The organism is Caballeronia novacaledonica (assembly GCF_900258035.1).
In the GTDB taxonomy this organism is placed as follows: Bacteria; Pseudomonadota; Gammaproteobacteria; order Burkholderiales; family Burkholderiaceae; genus Caballeronia; species Caballeronia novacaledonica.
The window spans coordinates 1-18,543 of the sequence record NZ_OGTP01000028.1 but is presented as its reverse complement, the minus strand read 5'-3'; the positions used below and the strand labels follow the sequence as shown (position 1 = coordinate 18,543).

Below are 18,543 nucleotides of genomic sequence, written 5' to 3'. Positions count from 1 at the left end.
CATGTCCACGACCATGGATGTCACCGACCTGAACATGATCCGCGAGTCCGCTCATGCGCTCGCATCCCGTTTCGACCTCGAGTACTGGAGAAAGCACGACGAGGAGAAACAGTATCCCTGGGACTTCATCCAGGCATTTGCCGAGGGCGGCTGGCTGGGCACGATGATCCCGGAAGCCTATGGCGGGCTCGGTCTCGGCCTCGAAGCCGCCTCGGTGATGCTGCAGGAAGTGGCCTATTTCGGCGGCGCCAACGGTGCCTCGTCCATTCACTTCTACATCTTTCCGCCGGGTTGCATCATCCATCACGGCTCGGAAGAGATGAAGAAGCGCTTCCTGCCCGACATCGCGTCCGGCAAGAAGATCATGTGCTTCGGCCTGACGGAGCCGACTGCGGGTGTCGACACCTCGCGCATCACGACGCGCGCCGAGAAGGTCGATGGAGGCTGGCGCATCAACGGCCAGAAGGTCTGGATCACCAACGCGCAGAACGCGCACCTGGTACTGCTCGTCGCCCGGACCTCGCCGCGCGACCCTGCAAGACCCATGGACGGCATCACGCTGTTCCTGTGCGACTTCGATCGCAAAGCCATCGATGCCCGGCCGATCCCGAAACTCGCGCGCAACGCCGTCGATACCAACGAGCTCTTCATCGAGAACCTGGAAGTGGGTGACGACCGCGTGGTCGGCGAAGTGGGCAAGGGAATGTCCTATCTCTTCTCGGGGCTCAATCCGGAGCGCATCGTCGTCGCGTACGAGCAGATCGGGCTCGGACGTCGCGCGCTGGAACTGGCCACGGAATACGCGAACTCGCGCGTGGTGTTCGATCGCCCCATTGGCAAGAACCAGGCGGTGGCGCACCCGTTGGCGGACTCGTGGATTCGCCTCCACGCGTCGCAACTGGTCGCCACCGAGGCCGCGCGCCTGTTCGATGAAGGCAAGCCGTGCGGCCCGGAAGCCAATGCCGCGAAGTATCTGGCGACCGAAGCCGCGTTCGAGGTCTGTGACCGCGCGATGCAAACGCACGGCGGCTTCTGCTATGCGAAGGAATATCACATCGAACGTCTGTGGCGCGAATCGCGTCTGCTGAAGATCGCTCCGGTCTCGCAGGAAATGGTGCTGAACTACGTGTCCCAGAAGATTCTGGCACTGCCGAAGTCATATTGACTGGAGTTCGTCATGAAGCAAGCAGTGATTTGCGAGCCGTTGCGCACGCCGGTAGGCCGCTACGGCGGCATGTTCAAGGATGTGACCGCGACACAACTGGCCGAGACCGTCTTGCGTGAACTGGTGCGTCGCGCGAACCTGAAGGCGGGCGACGTCGACGACGTGATCTTCGGTCAGTGTTATCCGAACGGCGAGGCGCCGGCCATCGGTCGTGTCGCCGCGCTCGACGCGGGTCTCGGCGTGCATGTGCCGGGGCTCCAGATCGACCGGCGGTGCGGGTCCGGTCTGCAGGCCGTGATCGACGCGGCGATGCGCGTGCAGACCGGCGCGGCCGAACTGGTGATCGCGGGCGGCGCCGAAAGCATGAGCCAGTCCGAGCATTACGTCCTCGGCGCGCGCTTCGGCGTGAAGGGCGATTCGCAACCGTTCTGGGACCGCATCGCGCGAGGCCGCATCACGTCCGGCGGCAGGCATCATCCGGTGGCGGGCGGCATGCTCGAAACCGCCGAGAATCTGCGCCGCGAATACAAGGTGTCTCGCCAGTCGCAGGATGAACTGGCCCAGCGTTCTCACCAGAACGCGGTCGCCGCGCAGACGAGCGGGCGCTTCGCCGATGAGATCGTTCCGGTGCAGGTGAATTCGCGCAAGGGCACGCAGTCGCTCGCGATCGACGAACATCCGCGCGCCGAGACCACGATGGAAAGCCTGGGATCGCTCAAGCCCGTGCGGCTCTCCGTCGATGCCGAATCGACCGTCACCGCGGGCAACGCGAGCGGTCAGAACGACGGTGCGGCGGCATGCATCGTGACCACGCCGGAAAAAGCCGCGGCGCTGGGCTTGCGGCCGCTCGGCCGACTGGTGACGTGGGCGGTTGCCGGCGTCGAGCCGGAACGCATGGGCATCGGACCGGTGCCCGCCACCGAACTGGCGCTGAAGCGCAGCGGACTGGCGCTCAAGGACATGGACCTGATCGAGTTGAACGAGGCGTTTGCTGCGCAGGTGCTTGCCTGCACGGCAGGTCTCAAATTCGAGGCTGGGGACTACGAACGTCTGAACGTCAACGGCTCCGGCATCTCGCTGGGCCATCCGGTCGGCGCGACCGGCGTGCGGATTCTGGCCACCATGTTGCGCGAGCTGGATCGGCGCGGCGGCCGCTACGCACTGGAGACGATGTGCATCGGCGGCGGGCAGGGCCTCGCTGCGGTGTTCGAACGCCTCGCCTGATAACGATCTTCACAGGAGACCCGACATGCTGGACCGCTACAACGACTTTCCGATGCGTTTCGAACGCCACGAAGACGGCGTGCTCGAGATGATTTTCGATGGCCCCAATCTCAACGCAGTAGACGCACGGGTCCACGCCGAATTGCCCAAGGTGTGGAGCGTGGTGGATAGCGACCCGGACACGCGCGTCGTGCTGGTGCGCGGCGAGGGCCGTGCCTTCTCCGCCGGCGGCAGCTTCGACCTCGTCGAGGAGCAGATCGAGGGCTACGCGGCGCGCATGCGTGTGTACTACGAGACGCGCGACCTGGTGTCGAACATGATCAACTGCAAGACGCCGGTGATCTCCGCGATCCACGGTCCGGCGGTGGGCGCTGGTCTGATCGTCGCGATGATGGCGGACATCTCGATCGCCGCGCGCACCGCCAAAATCGTCGACGGCCACACGCGGCTGGGCGTCGCGGCGGGCGATCACGCGTCGATGGTGTGGCCGCTGCTGTGCGGCATGGCCAAAGCCAAGTACTACCTCATGACCTGCAAGCCTATGTCGGGCGAGGAAGCCGAGCGCATCGGTCTCGTGTCGCTGTGCGTCGACGACGACAAGCTGCTCGAGGTGGCGCGCGAAACGGCGCACGACCTCGCCAACGGCGCGCAGGAAGCGATCGGTCTCACCAAATACTCGCTCAATAGCTGGTATCGCCAGCAGATGCCGATCTTCGATGCTTCGCTGGCGCTGGAATTCCTCGGCTTCGGCGGCCCCGAAGTGAAGGAAGGGGTGAAATCGCATCGTGAGCGGCGCGCGCCCAGGTTCGTGTGACGGCAACCGGAACGCTGTTCGTGCATTGCCGAATCGGTCAACCTGAGGACAAGCGAAGATGTATCCGATCCTGAACGGGCTGCGCGTCGTCGAGTGTGCTTCGTTTATCGCGGCCCCTTCGTGCGGTCTGCATCTGAATCAGCTCGGCGCGGAGGTCATCCGCATCGACCCGATCGGCGGCGGCATGGACTTCGGGCGCTGGCCTGTCACGCCGGAAGGACACAGCCTCTATTGGGAAGGACTGAACAAGGGCAAGCGTTCGGTCGCAATCGATCTGTCGCGGCCCGAGGGCCGGCAACTCGCGAGGGACCTGATTACGGCGCCCGGGCCGGATGCGGGTTTGTTCGTCACGAACTATCCGCAAAAGGGGTTTCTGGGACATGCCGAACTCAGCAAGGCGCGTGCGGATCTCGTCACGGTGCGCGTGCTGGGCTGGCGCGACGGCGGGCCGGGCGTGGATTACACCGTCAACGCCGCCGTCGGCCTGCCGGCGATGACCGGTTCTCCGGCAAACGGCGGGGAGCCGGTGAACCACGTGCTGCCGGCCTGGGATCTGCTGTCCGGCGCGTATGCCGCGTTCGCGATGCTCGCCGCCGAGCGCCACCGGACGCGCACCGGAGAAGGTCAGGAGGTGACGGTGCCGCTCTCCGATGTGGCGCTGGCCTCGCTGGGCCATCTGGGACAGATCGCCGAGGTGCTGACCGCAGGCGACCGGCCGCGCCACGGTAACGCGCTGTTCGGCGCGTTCGGCCGCGACTTCACGACGTCGGACGGCGAGCGCGTCATGGCCGTGGCGATCACGGGTCGACAGTGGACGGGCCTCGTCAAGGCACTCGATCTGCGAGAGGCGACCAGCGCGCTGGAACGTTCGCTCGGCGTTTCGTTCACCGCGGACGAGGGGCAGCGCTTTGTTCATCGGGGAGTCCTGTACCCGTTGTTCGAACAGGCGATCGGCGCGCTTTCGCTGGCGCAAGTGCGCGACCGTTTCGAAGCGAACGGCGTGTTGTGGAGCACGTACCAGACGCTGCGCGCGGCGCTGGCGAACGATCCGCGCCTGTCGCCCGCCGCGCCGCTCTTTTCCATGCTCGACCATCCTAGTGGCCTGCGCTATCCCGCTCCGGGCGCGGCGGCCACTTTTCATGGCGCACAGCGGCAAGACGTGGTCCGCGCCCCGCGTCTTGGCGAGCACACGGAACAGGTTCTGAGCGAGGTGCTGTCGCTGTCGTCCGCGTGTATCGGCGAGATGCACGACGCGGGACTCATTGCAACCGACTGAATTCGAGGAAGCAGACAAGTGAGTGAATCCACCAAGCTGATCCAGCATTTGCACAGCGCCGCCGAAGCAGCCAGGGAGTTCGTCACCGAGGCGCGGCGCGCTGTCGAGCAGCGTTGTGCGCCTTCCGGCCGTGTCGAAGCCAGGCTGCTGACGCAACATCAGCGAGCCGTGCACGGGCTGGCCTGGGTCGCCACCACCGTCGGAGCGATTGGCAGCGCCGCGAAGTGGGGCGCCCGGCTGGCCGCGCAGAATCAGCTGCGCGCCGTCGACGAACTCGTGCTGATGCTGGGTGTCGGCGAATATCTGGCGCAAATCACGAGCGGCATCCCGATGTCGCAGAACGAGATCTTCCGTCCGGCGGAACTCGGGCTGGAACGGGCGGCACAGGCGCTTGCCGGCCACACCTCGGCGCACTGGCTCATCGCCCGGGCTGCCGATTCCGACACGCGACGCGCGCTGGTCGACGAGCTCCGCGCCGAGCGCTCCGTCACCGAAACGGCATTCGACGAAGACCTGGATGTGATCCGAGACCAGTTCCGCCGCTTCGCCGGCAACGAGATCATGCCGCACGCGCACGCGTGGCATCTCGCCGATGCTCTGATACCCGACGAAGTCGTCGCGCAACTCGGCGAGCTGGGCGTATTCGGCGTCAGCATCTCGCCCGATTTCGGCGGAATGGGCTTGGGCAAGCGCGCCATGTGCATCGTGACCGAGGAACTGAGCCGGGCGTGGATCGCCGCCGGTTCCCTCGGGACGCGCTCGGAGATCGCTGCCGAACTCATCAACTGCGGCGGCACGGAGGCGCAGAAGGAGGAATGGCTGCCGAAGATCGCCTCCGGGAAAGTGCTGCCGACAGCGGTGTTCACCGAGCCCGACACCGGCTCGGATCTCGGATCGCTGCGGACGCGTGCGACATCTATCCCCGGCGGCGGCTGGCGCATCGACGGCAACAAGACCTGGATCACGCACGCATCACGCAGCGACTTGATGACGCTGCTGGCGCGCACGGAACCCGGTTCGACCGACCACAACGGGCTGAGCATGTTCCTCGCGCCGAAGCCGCGTGGCACGAAGGACCAGCCGTTTCCCGTCCGGGGCATGAGCGGCGGCGAGATTCCGGTGCTCGGCTACCGTGGGATGAAGGAGTACGACATTGCGTTCGACGGATTCGAAATCGGCTCCGATGGGCTGCTGGGCGGCGTGCCCGGTCAGGGTTTCCGTCAGCTCATGCAAACTTTCGAAGGCGCCCGGATCCAGACGGCGGCGCGCGCGGTCGGCGTGGCCTGGCGCGCTTTCGAGCTCGGCTGGCGCTATGCGAATGACCGCAAACAGTTCGGTTCGCCCATCGTGGAGTTTCCGCGCGTGTCCGACAAGCTCGCGATGATGGTCGCCGAAACGGTGCTCGTGCGCGAACTCACGCACTTCGCGGCGGAGGAAAAGGACAAGGGCATGCGCTGCGATGTCGAGGCCGGCATGGCCAAGCTGCTCGCCGCGCGCGTGGCCTGGAGCAATGCCGACAACGCCTTGCAGATTCACGGCGGCAACGGCTACGCACTCGAGTTCGAGATCAGCCGCGTGCTGTGTGATGCTCGTATTCTGAACATATTCGAAGGCGCGGCGGAGATCCAGGCGCAGGTAATCGGCCGGGGTTTGCTCGCAGGCGCGCGTTAGCGCCGGAAAGCCGATCGCCTTACTTTCGACGACAACAAGTTGCCGGTTCCACCGGCGCACGGAGACAGTCATGACAGCTCAGCCTCTCGCCGGTATTCGGGTTCTGGAGATCGGCGCGTATATCGCGGCGCCTTATGCGGGCGTGTTCCTCGCGTCCCTCGGTGCCGAAGTCGTGAAGATCGAGCCGCCCGAGGGCGAGCCGTTCCGCCGCGACGACGAAAATCGCAGTCCCTACTTCGTTCAGTACAACAGCGGCAAGAAGAGCGTCGCGATCAACCTGAAGTCGAAGACCGGTGTCGAACTCGTCAAGGCGCTCTTGCCGAAGTTCGACGTATTGATCGAAAACATGCGCCCTGGAAAAATGGCGGCGCTGGGGCTCGGCGAGGACGTTTGCCGCGCGATCAATCCGGGTCTCGTGTATGCCTCGGTTTCCGGTTTCGGCAGCGGCGGCGCCTGGGTGGACCGGCCCGCGTACGACACCATCGGGCAAAGCATCGGCGGCATTTACTCGATCATGAACGATGCCGATCACCGACGTCTCACCGGGACGTGCATGGCCGATCTCATCACCGGCATCAACGCAACGATGGGCGTGCTCGCCGCTCTCGTCGGCCGCGAGCGCAGCGCGGACCGCAAAGGCGTATTGGTGGAGACGTCGTTGCTGGAAGCGGTTTCCACGCTGACCGTCGATGCGATGACGCTGGCCTTCGAGACCGGACAGGATCCCGTGCGCGACTCGCGGCACCCGCAGGCGCAGAACTTCTGCCTCGACACAGCCGACGGCGGCAGTATCACGATGCACCTTTCCAGTTCGCAGAAGTTCTGGCGTGCGCTTGCGCGCGTGATCGGCCGCGAGGATCTGATCAGCGATCCGCGCTTTATCACCTACGACGACCGTCGGGTGCCCGAGCACTATGTCGAACTCGTCCGGATCATGGGAGAGGCGTTCGCCAAGCGCCCGCGCGCCGAGTGGGAAACGCTTCTGGCCGAAGCCGACGTACCGTTCGCGCCCGTCCTCACCATGCACGAAGTGGTCGCGCATGAACAAACGCGCTGGCTGGAGCTCTTCGGGCCCGAAGTCAACGGCGTGCCCATGTTGCGCGCACCCATGCGCTTCGACGGCGCAAGGCCGACGCGCAGCGATCACGCCGCTTTCGTCGGTGAACATACGCTCGAAGTCCTGAGTGAAGTGTGTACTAGGCGCGACCTTCAGGCGCTGCTCGCGGCGGGCGATGTGGTGGCCGCCGCGGGCGATATCGTCTGAGGAGGTGACACGATGACTCAGAACGCATCGCAGGGACCGCTGACCGGGCTGAAGGTGGTGGAAGTCGGCGGCGTCGGGCCGGGACCCTTCTGCGGCATGCTGCTGGCGGACATGGGCGCGGACGTGATCCGCATCGATCGCAAGCATGCGTCGGAGAGCGGGCTGCCGGTGGAACGCCGCTTCGACGTGATGTTTCGCGGCCGCCGATCGCTTGCGCTGGACCTGAAGAAGCCCGAGGCGGTCGCTGTGGTCAAGCGCCTGCTGCGCGGCGCCGATGTGCTGATCGAGGGTTTCCGGCCCGGCGCGATGGAACGCCTGGGCCTCGGCCCCGACGTCTGCCTGGACATCAACCCGCAATTGATCTACGGACGCATGACGGGCTGGGGACAATCGGGCCCGCTCGCGTCCGCGCCGGGTCATGACGTGAACTACATCGCGCTCAGCGGCGCGCTGCACGCGATGGGACAGGAGGGCGGTTTGCCCGCGATTCCGTTGAATCTCGTGGGCGACTTCGGCGGCGGAGCCCTGTACCTGGCGTTCGGAATCCTGTGTGCGCTGCACGAGCGCAAGTCGTCCGGGCGCGGTCAGGTGATCGATGCAGCCATGATCGACGGCGCGACGTCATTGATGTCCATGATCTACGGACTATTCAGCGCAGGCTACTGGAGAGACGAGCGCGGCTCGAACCGGCTGGATTCCGGTGCGCCCTGGTATGCGGTCTACGAGACTAGCGACGCGCGTCATGTCGCGGTCGGCGCGACTGAAGCCACCTTCTACCGCAACACCCTCAAGGTGCTCGGGCTGCGCGAAGAGGATTTCGCGGACCAGCACGATCGCGCCGGCTGGCCGCGAATGAAGGAAGCCTTTGCCCGCGCGTTCAAGTCCCGCAGCCGCGACGAGTGGTGCGCGGCCTTCGAGGGAACGGAAACCTGCGTCTCTCCTGTGCTGTCGCTTGCGGAAGCGAGCCAGCATCCGCATCAGGTGGCGCGCGGCAATTTCGTGGAGTGCGCCGGTGTCCTGCAGCCGGCGCCGGCGCCGCGATTCAGCCGAAGCGAAGCCGCCATCCGACGTCCGCCGCCGAAACCGGGTGAACACAACCGGGAGTTGCTGCTCGAAGCGGGCTTCAGTGATGAGGATATCGAAACGCTGGCTCGGGTCGGCGCGATCTGAGCAAACCGCTTCGCTGTGGCGCAAATCGTATTGCGGATCAACGCGCGGGCTGGCCCGCGCCGACACGAAAGGACGGATATGGATCTCGGTTTGAAAGGGAAGGTGGCGATCATCACAGGCTCCGCGCGCGGTCTTGGCGCAGCCACCGCGAGACGCCTGGCTCAGGAAGGGGCGAGCGTGGTGATCAATGACATCACGGCGGATCGCGCGCGCGAGACCACGGCGGCATTGCGCGACGAAGGTTTGATCGCCCATTGCGTGACAGGCGACATCACGAAGGCCGCGGACGTTCAGCGGCTCGTCGACGAGACTCTCGCCACGTTCGGAAGCATCCATATCCTGGTGAACAACGCGGGCGCGCCACGCGACAAGTACCTCGTGAAGATGAGCGAGGAAGAGTGGGATTTTGTGATCGACGTGATGCTCAAGGGCGCTTTTCTCGCTACGCGGGCTGTCATGCCGGGCATGATCGAGCAGGGTTGGGGCAGGGTGATCAACATCAGTTCGCGGGCCCACTTCGGCAACCCGACGCAGGTCAACTATTCGGCGGCCAAGTCGGGGTTGATCGGCATGGCGAAGGCGCTGTCGATGGAGGAAGGCAAGTACGGGATCACGGTGAACTGCGTGGCGCCCGGTTTCATGGAAACGGAGATGATTCAGGCGCTCCCGACCTACGAGACGATCAAGGAGCGCGCGCTGGCGATGCAGCCGGTCAAGCGCCCCGGCAGTCCGGACGACGTTGCCGATGCAGTCGCGTTTCTGGCCAGCGAGCGCGCCAGTTTCATCAGCGGCGAAGTGCTGCACGTGACGGGTGGCCGATTCGGCTGATCTAAATCGGACATCCGATCAATGTACTGGACGGGAAAGTCATGAGCGTACTTGAAGGCATCAAGGTCCTCGATCTGGGCCGCTACATTGCGGGGCCGTTCTGCGCCGCGTTACTGGCTGACTACGGCGCCGACGTGATCCGCGTCGACCGGGTAGGAGGCAGCGAGGACCGCTACATCCTGCCCGTCTCCGAGCAGGGCGATGGCGCGCAGTTCCTGCAGGTCAACCGCAACAAGCGGTCGATCAGCCTGGAGATCGATACGCCGCAGGGCAAGGAAGTGCTGCACGAATTGATTCGCCGTTCGGATGTGGTCATTGCCAACATGCCGCCGCGCACGCTGGCGAAGCTGGGCCTCGACTATGAGAGCCTTCGCGCGATCAGGCAGGACATCATTCTCACCGCATCGTCGGCATTCGGGTCGGCGCCCGCGGTGCGTGACCGGGTCGGCTTCGATGGTGTCGGCCAGTGCATCAGCGGTGCCGTCCATATTTCGGGCTTGCCCGATCACCCGATGAAGTTCATGGTGCCGGCGGTAGACTTCGCCACCGGGCTCTCGTGCGCGCTCGGCACGATGATGGCTCTGTATGAGCGCAAGTCGAGCGGAAACGGACAGGAAGTAGGCGCCTCACTGCTGCAGACAAGCCTCAATTTCGCCAGCAGTTGTCTGATCGAGGAAGCGGTGCTGCATGTAGACCGTCAGGCGACCCGCAATCGGGCGCCGCATTACGCGCCTTCGGACATTTTCCGCGCCAGGGACGGCTGGTTCATCGCGCAGGTCATCGGGCCGGCCATGTTCAAGCGCTGGACGCGCCTGGTCGGCAAGCCCGAGTTGATGGACGACGAACGCTTCCAGAGTGATCCCCAACGCGGCGAGCACGGCGAATACCTCAGCCGCCTGATGAACGAATGGAGTGCTCAGTTGACCCGCACCGAAGCGCTTGCCCTGCTGGAGGAGGCGCGCATTCCGGCCAGTCCCGTGAATTCGCCCCGCGAGGCGCTCGAGGACGACGCCATTCGCGCAGCGGAAGCGTTCCATCCGATGGACTACCCCGGCGTGAGTGAGCCCGTGCCGTTGATCAAGTCACCCGTTGCGCTATCGCGCACGCCACCGACCATCCGGCGACGGCCACCGCAGCCGGGGGAGCATACCGACGAGGTGCTCGGTGATATCGGCTACTCGGCAGACGATATCGCGCGATTGCGCGCGCAGGGCGTGGTTTGAGATCGGCTCAAGCTTGATAATATATTATGCGTTGTGTATTATGTGAAGTACGCAGAGTCCCGCCTTCACTGGAGCGCAACGCATGAACGAATCGATCGAACGCGCAGCCGCGGCTGGCGGCAACGTCTGGTGCTTGCCGGAGTCTGCTGCGGCCGCTTCTCAGGTCAATGCGCACCGGGAAGAGGGCTTCGGAAAGATGCAGCTTTCGGAATCGGTCGCCGCTCACCTGCGCGAACAGATCATTTCGGGGAAGCTGAAGCAGGGCGACTTTCTTCGAATCGATGCCATTGCGAAGGCGCTCGGCACGAGCACCACGCCTGTGCGCGAGGGGCTTCTGCTGCTGCAAAGCGAGTCGTTCGTGCGGCTGCTTCCGCGCCGGGGCTTCGTGGTCAACAGCTTCAGCAAGGACGACTTGCTCGACATGTTCTGGGCGCAGGCGACCATTGGGGCCGAATTGGCGGCGCGGGCGGCGGTGCGAATGTCCGACGCGGATGTCGCGCGCCTGGAGAAACTGGAAGCCGAGCATCAGAGGGCTTTCGCTTCGGGCGACAAAGATATTGTGACGCGACTCGGACACGAATTTCATCGTTCGATCAATCTCGCCGCGCAATCGCCCCGGCTGGCCCTGCAACTCGGCAGCCTCGCGAAGCAACTGCCGAACCGCTTCTACACGAGCATCGAGGGTCAGTTGCAAGGCGCGATCGAATATCATCCGATCATCATCAACGCCATCGGCGTTCGGGATCAGGATGCGGTGCGCTCGCTGATGTTCCGGCACATCATCAGCGGCGGCGAGCACCTGATCACGATGCTCGAACGGCAGGGCGCGTGGGACAGTGCATCGGCCGCGATCAACGTGCCCGTCGCACTAGTCTCTGGATGAAGATCCATGCGGCCTGGCCGCGATGAACCGTCGACGCATTTCAAATCCAGCCTCTGATCGTCGCGCGTATAATGCGCGATGTACAATTTCGCCATACGAAAGAGGCAACCTTGAAATCGGATCCGCCGCTCGCCGCCGCCAGCGTAGACAAGCTTCAACTTTCTGAATCGGTCGCAGCCCATCTGCGCGAACAGATCATCTCGGGGAAATTGAAGCAGGGCGACTTCCTTCGGATCGATGCCATCTCGAAGTCGCTCGGTACCAGCACCACGCCGGTACGCGAGGGACTCTTGCTGCTGCAAAGCGAGTCGTTCGTGCGATTGCTTCCGCGTCGCGGCTTCGTCGTCAACAGCTTCGGCAAGGACGATCTGTTCGATATGTTCTGGGCGCAGGCAACGATCGGCGCCGAATTGGCGGCGCGCGCAGCGGCGCGTATGTCCGATGCCGATATCGCGCATCTGGAAAAGCTGGAAGCGGAGCACCAGAAGGCATTCGCCTCTGGCGACGAAGCGCTTGTGACGCGCCTGGGGCACGAGTTTCATCGTTCGATCAATCTCGCCGCGAAGTCTCCACGTCTCGCATTGCTGCTGGGCAGTCTGGCGAAGCAACTGCCGAACCGCTTTTACACCAATATCGAGGGGCAGTTGAAGGGCGCGGTCGATTATCACCCGATCATCATCAACGCGATTCGCGTGCGCGACCAGAATGCGGTGCGCTCGCTGATGCATCGCCACATTCTCAGCGGCGGTGAGCATTTGATCGCCATGCTGGAACGCCGAGGTATGTGGAGCGAAAGCACGAATGCCGACGACAGCGCGAGCGACGAGGCGCTTTCCTGAGTTGTCATATCGCCTCGGCCGAAGAATAATGCATTGTGTATAATAGAGGTAAGTGCACTTCGATTGCTGTCGATAGTGCTCACCTTCCAACTCGAAGCGGACGTGACTACAGCATTGTCCGCGCGACCCGTACACGCGAGGCGACGACAAGATGGAACACGGCATTCAGCAGACTCTCCAGCAACTCGTCGACAAAGCCGCGATATACGACGTGATGTGCCGGTACGCTCGCGGCGTCGACAGAGGCGACTGGGAATTGCTTCGTTCTGCGTATCATGCGGACGCCTACGACGATCATGTCGATTTCAAAGGAAACGTCGACGGACTGATTGCGTGGCTGCAGGAGAGATTCGCCGGCGTCGACAATTCGACGCATTTCCTTGGCAATTTTCTGGTTGAATTTGCCGGCCCGGACCTCGCGCTGGTCGAAACCTACTACGCGAGTCGTCGCCTGCGCGCACCGAGTGAACGCGAAGCGGCAGATCTGGCGGCTGGCGACGCCTTATGCCGGCAGTCGTGGGGGCGATACGTCGACCGCTTCGAACGACGCAATGGAGAATGGCGGGTCGCGAACCGCATCGTCGTCATCGATTCACGTTTCACCTCGGTGGCGAGGGGCGGCATGAGAGACGACGGCGATTCATGGGGAATGCGGGATCGCTCGGATCCCATTCATGTTGCCCGGGCTGAATTGTTTCGATAGGAAGGGCGGACTGCCGCAAGTCAGATCGCCCGCCATGCTATCAAAGTGCCGTGACCAGTTCAGGCACCAGCGTAAAGAGATCACCGACCAATCCGTAGTCCGCCACGCCAAAGATCGGCGCTTCAGGATCCTTGTTGATCGCGACGATAAGCTTGCTGTCCTTCATCCCGGCGAGGTGCTGAATCGCGCCCGAAATGCCGACTGCCATGTAAAGCTGGGGCGCCACGATCTTGCCCGTCTGTCCAACCTGATAGTCATTCGGCACATAGCCCGCGTCCACGGCCGCGCGGGAGGCGCCGAGCGCTGCACCGAGTTTGTCGGCCAGGGGCTCGAGCACTTTTTGATAGTTCTCGCCGCTCCCAAGACCCCGCCCGCCGGAGACGATGACTTTTGCACTCGTCAGCTCGGGTCTGTCGAGCTTCGTGACCTCACGGCTCACGAACGCGGAAATGCCGCGATCGGCGGCCGCGCTGATCGTTTCGATCGACGCGTTTCCGCCCACCGGGGAGACTGCGTCGAAGCCCGTCGAGCGGACCGTGATGACCTTGATCGGGTCGTTCGACTGAACCGTCGCGATCGCGTTGCCGGCGTAGATCGGCCGCTCGAAGGTGTCATTCGTGCATACGGCGGTGATATCTGAAATCTGCGCCACATCCAGTCTTGCGGCGATTCGCGGAGCAAGATTTTTGCCGTACGCCGTGGCCGGGATGAGTATGTGGGAATAGTCTCTTGCCATGTTCAGCACGGTCGCTTCCACGTTCTCGGCGAGCCCTTCGGAAAGGTGGGGCGCATCCGCGGCCAGGACTTGCGACACGACCGCGATTTTTGAAGCCGCATCGACTACGCTCTGTGCATTGTGTCCCGCCACCAGAACATGAATGTCCGCACCGACCATGGCGGCGACTTCATGTGCGGCCGCAAGCGTATTCAGCGTCGCACTCTTGAGCGACAGGTTGTCGTGTTCGGCAATCACCAGAATCGTCATTTCTATCGCTCCTCGCTCACAGAACCTTCGCTTCAGTCTTCAATTTTTCCACCAGCGTCGCGACGTCCGGCATCAGCGAGCCGGCGCCGCGCTTCCTTGGCTCCGACACTTTCAGTGTCTTCAGGCGCGGAACAACATCGACACCCAGATCTTGCGGCGTGATAGTTTCGACGGGCTTCTTCTTTGCCTTCATGATGTTGGGCAGCGTCACATAGCGCGGCTCATTGAGACGCAGATCGGTGGTCACGACTGCGGGCAAGGTGAGCGTGAGTGTCTCCGCGCCACCATCGATTTCGCGAGTCACCGTGGCCTTACCGTCGGCGATGCTCAGCTTCGCAGCAAACGTAGCCTGCGGCAGGCCGGCGAGTGCGGCGAGCATTTGCCCGGTTTGATTCGAATCGTCGTCGATGGCCTGCTTTCCGAGAATGACGAGCTGCGGCGCTTCCTTCTCGACGAGGGCTTTGAGCAGCTTGGCGACTGCAAGCGGCTGCAAGTCTTCGTTGGACTCGATGAGAAACGCCCGGTCCGCACCGATCGCAAGCGCGGTGCGCAGCGTCTCCTGGCATTGAGCCACGCCGCAGGACACGGCGATCACTTCGGTGGCGATACCCGCATCTTTCAGGCGCACGGCTTCCTCGACGGCGATTTCGTCGAACGGGTTCATCGACATCTTGACGTTCGACAGATCGACACCGGTGCCGTCGGATTTCACGCGCACCTTGACGTTGTAGTCGACTACGCGCTTCACTGGGACGATGACTTTCAAGTGCTTCTCCTTTTGGACTGCAATTACCATTGCTGTAATCGTGCTTCAATTAGTCATGCTTATTTATATATCGACGGCTGCCCGCGGTTTTAATCAAAGTTTCCTACGCGCTTAGCACATAGACGCTCATCGCGGGCCGTTCTCTACCCGGCGGGAAAACTCGCCAGGCGCCGTCCTCGTGACGAAAGAATGCCAAGGAGACTGGACCGGCCGATCTCATCGTGCTCACACGCACATAGCATTCATGCGTCGCCCGCCGGTTTCGGAACTCAACGACACGAATCTGCTGGGGAAGGTAGCTCCCCAACCAGTGCTCGACTACCTGACGAAGTGACATCGCGGCGCAAGTCATGTTTCTCCTCCGTGCTGCGCGAAAGGGTTGCCTCAGGCAAGGTCAGTTGTAGCGGGCAGTCATTCCCCCGTCGATAACAATCGTTTCGCCAGTGACGTAACTCGCCAGATCAGAAAGCAGGAAGAGCACTACATTGCTGACTTCTTCTGCCGTCCCGAGGCGGCGGAGTGCCGTCCTTTCCTTGCAATGTTCGAGGGCTGCCGTCGAGGCGTTGCTCTGCATCGGAGTCTGGATGATGCCGGGCGCGACCGCGTTGACTCGTACGCCCATCGGTCCTAGATCAAGCGCCAGCGCGCGAGTGAGATTGACGACAGCGCCCTTCGATGCCGCATAGGCGGCGCGCTCTTCCCTGGCGCGCAATCCGGCGATCGACGCCGTCGTCACGATTGCACCGCGCCGTGCGGGCACCATGTGGCGCGCTGCGGCTCGGCAGAAGTAGAAAACGCCGTTCAGATTGACGTCCATGACGCGATGCCACTGATCGTCCGTCGTTTCGAGCACGTGAGCGGCATGACTCGTGCCGGCGTTTGCGACGGCGTGCGTGACCGCGCCGTGCTCGCGCCGGATTGCGTCGAAGCAGGCATCCACATCGGCCGAGTTTCCGGTGTCGACCACATAACCGTAACGCCTTGGGGATGAATCGCCATGCTCCGGATAGATGTCGTTCACGGCATCCGCGAGTTTCTGCGCGTCGATATCCAGCAGAAGTGGCCGGGCACCGGCCGAGCGCAAGCGCCGGCAGATAAACAGGCCGATGCCGGACGCCGCGCCCGTGACGGGCACGACGGAATTATCGAAATTCCACGGCCGAGATTCGGTCGCTTCGATCCCGTTTTTTCGATCCTGATGGTTCGTCTGCTGGCTCATGCTTCCGTCCTCAAATTGGTGTCGGATTGTGAAGCGGCGACGCCTTCTCAACCGAATTCTTGACGTCCATCCAATATAATGCATAATGCATGAAAAGCAACACGAATTCAAGAGCAACCTTGAAGAGTCAACTGGACATGTGGGAGAGGCGGTGAGCGCAATCAATCTGGACCGCGCGTGGAGCGCAACAAGTGAATCGACCGACCATATTTCGCTGACGCGAGCCGAGGCGCTCGCCGCGACTCTGGACGATGGCGCGCGACCGGCGGCAGGAGACCCGCTCCCGGAGCTGTGGCACTGGACCTTCTTTTGGCCGATCACGGCGACGAATGGACTGGGAACTGACGGGCATCCGAAGAAGGGCGCATTTCTTCCGGACCTCGGACTGCCGCGCCGTATGTGGGCGGGAGGGCGCCTCAAATTTCACCGCTCGCTCGAGATCGGCAAGGCGGCGTCCCGCGATTCGAAGATCACAAAGATCACGGAAAAGTCAGGCCGAACTGGCCGTCTGGGATTCGTGACGGTCACGCATCGAGTGACTGATGAATGCGGCGTCGCGATCGAGGAAGAGCAGGACATCGTGTATCGGGAGGCGTATGCGCCCGGGACGCCGGAACCTTCGCCGACGGCTGCGCCTTCGGGCGGCGCCTGGCAGCGAGAAATCGTTCCCACGGAGACGATGTTGTTCCGCTACTCGGCATTGACCTTCAACAGTCATCGCATTCACTACGACAGGGACTATGCGATAGCCGAAGAGGGCTATCCGAATCTGGTGGTTCACGGCCCTCTAGTCGCGACTTTGCTACTCGACCTGGTGAGGCGAAATACGCCGAACTTGGCGATAAAGAGCTTTTCGTTCCGGGCGGTTCGACCGACATTGCTTGGCCATGCGTTCATGGTTTGCGGCGAACCCGGCGTCGACGGAAAGAGCGTCGAACTCTGGGCGAAGGACGATGAAGGCTGGCTGACCATGCGCGCGGAAGCCGAGGTCGAGTGAAGAAGACTTCGACGTCTCGCGCTTATCAAGGGGAATGCTGATGCCAATATTGAATCAGGGGCGTGTCCCGTCGCTTCTGTTCGTGCCGGGTGATCGACCCGAGCGATTCGGGAAGGCGCTGAGCAGTGGCGCACGCGCAGTCATCGTCGATCTTGAAGATGCCGTCGCCCCGGGTGCGAAGGAACATGCCCGTACAGTCGTGTCGTCCTGGGCGTCAGCCGGGCATCCGGTGATGCTGCGTGTCAACGGAATCGGAACGCCGTGGTTTGCCGACGACCTCGCGTTGCGAGAACTGCCCGGTATCGCGGGCATGGTGTTGCCGAAGACCGAATCCGCCGATGACATCGCACAGGTCACGCGTGGCGGCGGCAGGCACATCGACGTCTATCCGCTGATCGAGACGGCCGCGGGCATGTCGAATATTCGTGAAATCGCATCGACCTCCGGTGTGAAGCGACTGCTGTTTGGCACGCTCGATTTTCAGGTCGATATGAATATCGACGGTGACGCCGAAGAACTCGATGCTTTCCGCGCGTCGCTCGTGCTGGCATCGAAAGTCGCGGGCATCGGCGCGCCGATTGACGGAGTGACGCCGGCGATCGATGACTCGGAGCGCCTGGTTCGTGACGCGCTCAACAGCAAGCGCCGGGGATTCGCCGGCAAGCTCTGCATTCACCCGAAGCAAGTATCGATCGTCAACGAAGTATTCGAACCCTCTCCGGCGGAACTCGACTGGGCGAGGCGCGTGCTCGCCGTGGTTGCTGAATCCCGCGATGCAGTCGTTTCCATGGATGGCAAGATGGTGGATCGCCCGGTCGTGCTGAAGGCTGAACAGATACTTGCGACCATTCGGGGAGATCGATAATGCCGCTCGAAGAATCCGCTGTGGCGCGCGAACGGCTGCATACACGTCAGATCAAGGTCGAAGGTTATCGACGGGAAGACGGCCTCTGGGATATCGAAGCCAGCCTGCTCGACGAGAAAGACCATGATCTCGGTCTTGTTTCAAGCGTGCGAAGAGCGGGAGAGGCCGTGCATTGCATGAGATTGCGCTGGACCCTCGACTCATCGCTGACGATTCTCGCCGTCGACGTCGCAATGGACGCGCTTCCTTATACGGGTGTGTGCGACACGATCAAGAATCGGTATGAGCAACTTGTCGGACTGCGCGTGGGGGCCGGTTTCAAACGGGCCGTCGGGGAGCGCTTTCGCGGTGTGAATGGATGCAGCCACATGACCGAATTGGTGGGCGCAATGGCTGCGGGATCGGTGCAGACTCTGGCACCTTACCTGAACCGCGACGCCGAAACACGCCCTTTGCAGATCGGCGGTTGCCACGCCTGGGCCGAAGATGGGGCGTTAGTGAAGGCGCATTATCCAGCGTGGTTTGACGGGGCGACAACTCGATGAGCAATAGCGGATCCTTAGCGCACCACACACGCGAATCGATGGAATACGACGTCGTCATCGTCGGCGGCGGGCCGGCCGGTTTGTCGGCGGCCATCCGGTTGAAGCA

General features: G+C 62.9%; 19 protein-coding genes. 16 read left to right on the top strand and 3 right to left on the bottom strand.

Annotated elements, in window-relative coordinates; translation table 11 throughout:
* Position 1: 1 nt before the first annotated feature.
* The 12 genes from NOV72_RS27500 (at position 2) to NOV72_RS27445 (ending at position 13,060) form a co-directional block, all read left to right on the top strand.
* Positions 2–1,165, top strand: coding sequence for an acyl-CoA dehydrogenase family protein (locus tag NOV72_RS27500; RefSeq protein ID WP_106857690.1), 1,164 nt, complete (start codon positions 2–4; stop codon positions 1,163–1,165).
* Between the two features lie 12 nt (positions 1,166–1,177).
* Complete coding sequence (locus NOV72_RS27495; RefSeq protein WP_106857689.1) at positions 1,178–2,389, top strand: acetyl-CoA C-acetyltransferase; 1,212 nt, start codon at positions 1,178–1,180, stop codon at positions 2,387–2,389.
* Positions 2,390–2,414: 25 nt separating this feature from the next.
* Positions 2,415–3,203, top strand: coding sequence for an enoyl-CoA hydratase/isomerase family protein (locus NOV72_RS27490; protein ID WP_106857688.1), 789 nt, complete (start codon positions 2,415–2,417; stop codon positions 3,201–3,203).
* 58 nt (positions 3,204–3,261) lie between these two features.
* The gene (locus NOV72_RS27485) at positions 3,262–4,479 is read left to right on the top strand and encodes a CoA transferase (protein ID WP_106857687.1); all 1,218 of its coding nucleotides are present in this window, start codon (positions 3,262–3,264) and stop codon (positions 4,477–4,479) included.
* A gap of 18 nt (positions 4,480–4,497) precedes the next feature.
* A complete protein-coding gene (locus NOV72_RS27480; RefSeq protein WP_106857686.1) occupies positions 4,498–6,150 on the top strand; it encodes an acyl-CoA dehydrogenase family protein in 1,653 nt (550 codons plus the stop codon).
* 70 nt (positions 6,151–6,220) lie between these two features.
* Complete coding sequence (locus NOV72_RS27475) at positions 6,221–7,414, top strand: CaiB/BaiF CoA transferase family protein (RefSeq protein WP_106857685.1); 1,194 nt, start codon at positions 6,221–6,223, stop codon at positions 7,412–7,414.
* A 12-nt stretch (positions 7,415–7,426) separates the two neighbouring features.
* Positions 7,427–8,584, top strand: a complete 1,158-nt coding sequence (locus NOV72_RS27470) for a CaiB/BaiF CoA transferase family protein (protein WP_106857684.1) — start codon at positions 7,427–7,429, stop codon at positions 8,582–8,584.
* 78 nt (positions 8,585–8,662) lie between these two features.
* A complete protein-coding gene (locus NOV72_RS27465) occupies positions 8,663–9,412 on the top strand; it encodes an SDR family NAD(P)-dependent oxidoreductase (protein ID WP_106857683.1) in 750 nt (249 codons plus the stop codon).
* Between the two features lie 41 nt (positions 9,413–9,453).
* Complete coding sequence (locus NOV72_RS27460) at positions 9,454–10,635, top strand: CaiB/BaiF CoA transferase family protein (protein ID WP_106857682.1); 1,182 nt, start codon at positions 9,454–9,456, stop codon at positions 10,633–10,635.
* 82 nt (positions 10,636–10,717) lie between these two features.
* Positions 10,718–11,518, top strand: a complete 801-nt coding sequence (locus tag NOV72_RS27455; RefSeq protein WP_106857681.1) for a GntR family transcriptional regulator — start codon at positions 10,718–10,720, stop codon at positions 11,516–11,518.
* 110 nt (positions 11,519–11,628) lie between these two features.
* On the top strand, positions 11,629–12,357 hold the full coding sequence (locus NOV72_RS27450; protein WP_245933174.1) for a GntR family transcriptional regulator: 729 nt from the start codon (positions 11,629–11,631) through the stop codon (positions 12,355–12,357).
* A 151-nt stretch (positions 12,358–12,508) separates the two neighbouring features.
* Positions 12,509–13,060 (top strand): nuclear transport factor 2 family protein, encoded by a 552-nt coding sequence (locus tag NOV72_RS27445; RefSeq protein WP_106857679.1) that lies wholly within the window; start codon positions 12,509–12,511, stop codon positions 13,058–13,060.
* 40 nt (positions 13,061–13,100) lie between these two features.
* Here the strand turns inward: NOV72_RS27445 and NOV72_RS27440 are convergent, their stop codons facing one another.
* The 3 genes from NOV72_RS27440 to NOV72_RS27425 all read right to left on the bottom strand — a co-directional run bounded on the left by NOV72_RS27440 (position 13,101) and on the right by NOV72_RS27425 (position 16,030).
* Entirely contained in the window at positions 13,101–14,045 is a 945-nt protein-coding gene (locus NOV72_RS27440) for an electron transfer flavoprotein subunit alpha/FixB family protein (protein WP_106857678.1), read from the bottom strand.
* A 16-nt stretch (positions 14,046–14,061) separates the two neighbouring features.
* Positions 14,062–14,811, bottom strand: coding sequence for an electron transfer flavoprotein subunit beta/FixA family protein (locus tag NOV72_RS27435; protein ID WP_106857677.1), 750 nt, complete (start codon positions 14,809–14,811; stop codon positions 14,062–14,064).
* Positions 14,812–15,205: 394 nt separating this feature from the next.
* The gene (locus tag NOV72_RS27425; RefSeq protein ID WP_181291172.1) at positions 15,206–16,030 is read right to left on the bottom strand and encodes an SDR family NAD(P)-dependent oxidoreductase; all 825 of its coding nucleotides are present in this window, start codon (positions 16,028–16,030) and stop codon (positions 15,206–15,208) included.
* An 85-nt stretch (positions 16,031–16,115) separates the two neighbouring features.
* Here NOV72_RS27425 and NOV72_RS27420 point away from each other — a divergent pair, with 85 nt between their 5' ends.
* The 4 genes from NOV72_RS27420 to NOV72_RS32575 form a co-directional block, all read left to right on the top strand.
* The gene (locus NOV72_RS27420; protein WP_106857674.1) at positions 16,116–17,027 is read left to right on the top strand and encodes an HTD2 family dehydratase; all 912 of its coding nucleotides are present in this window, start codon (positions 16,116–16,118) and stop codon (positions 17,025–17,027) included.
* Between the two features lie 34 nt (positions 17,028–17,061).
* The gene (locus tag NOV72_RS27415) at positions 17,062–17,892 is read left to right on the top strand and encodes an HpcH/HpaI aldolase/citrate lyase family protein (RefSeq protein ID WP_106857673.1); all 831 of its coding nucleotides are present in this window, start codon (positions 17,062–17,064) and stop codon (positions 17,890–17,892) included.
* Complete coding sequence (locus NOV72_RS27410) at positions 17,892–18,437, top strand: DUF2889 domain-containing protein (RefSeq protein ID WP_106857672.1); 546 nt, start codon at positions 17,892–17,894, stop codon at positions 18,435–18,437. The genes NOV72_RS27415 and NOV72_RS27410 overlap by 1 nt, the downstream gene beginning before the upstream one ends.
* Positions 18,434–18,543: FAD-binding protein (locus NOV72_RS32575; protein WP_146150052.1), on the top strand; the 110-nt coding region annotated here is incomplete at its 3' end. The genes NOV72_RS27410 and NOV72_RS32575, both read left to right, overlap by 4 nt.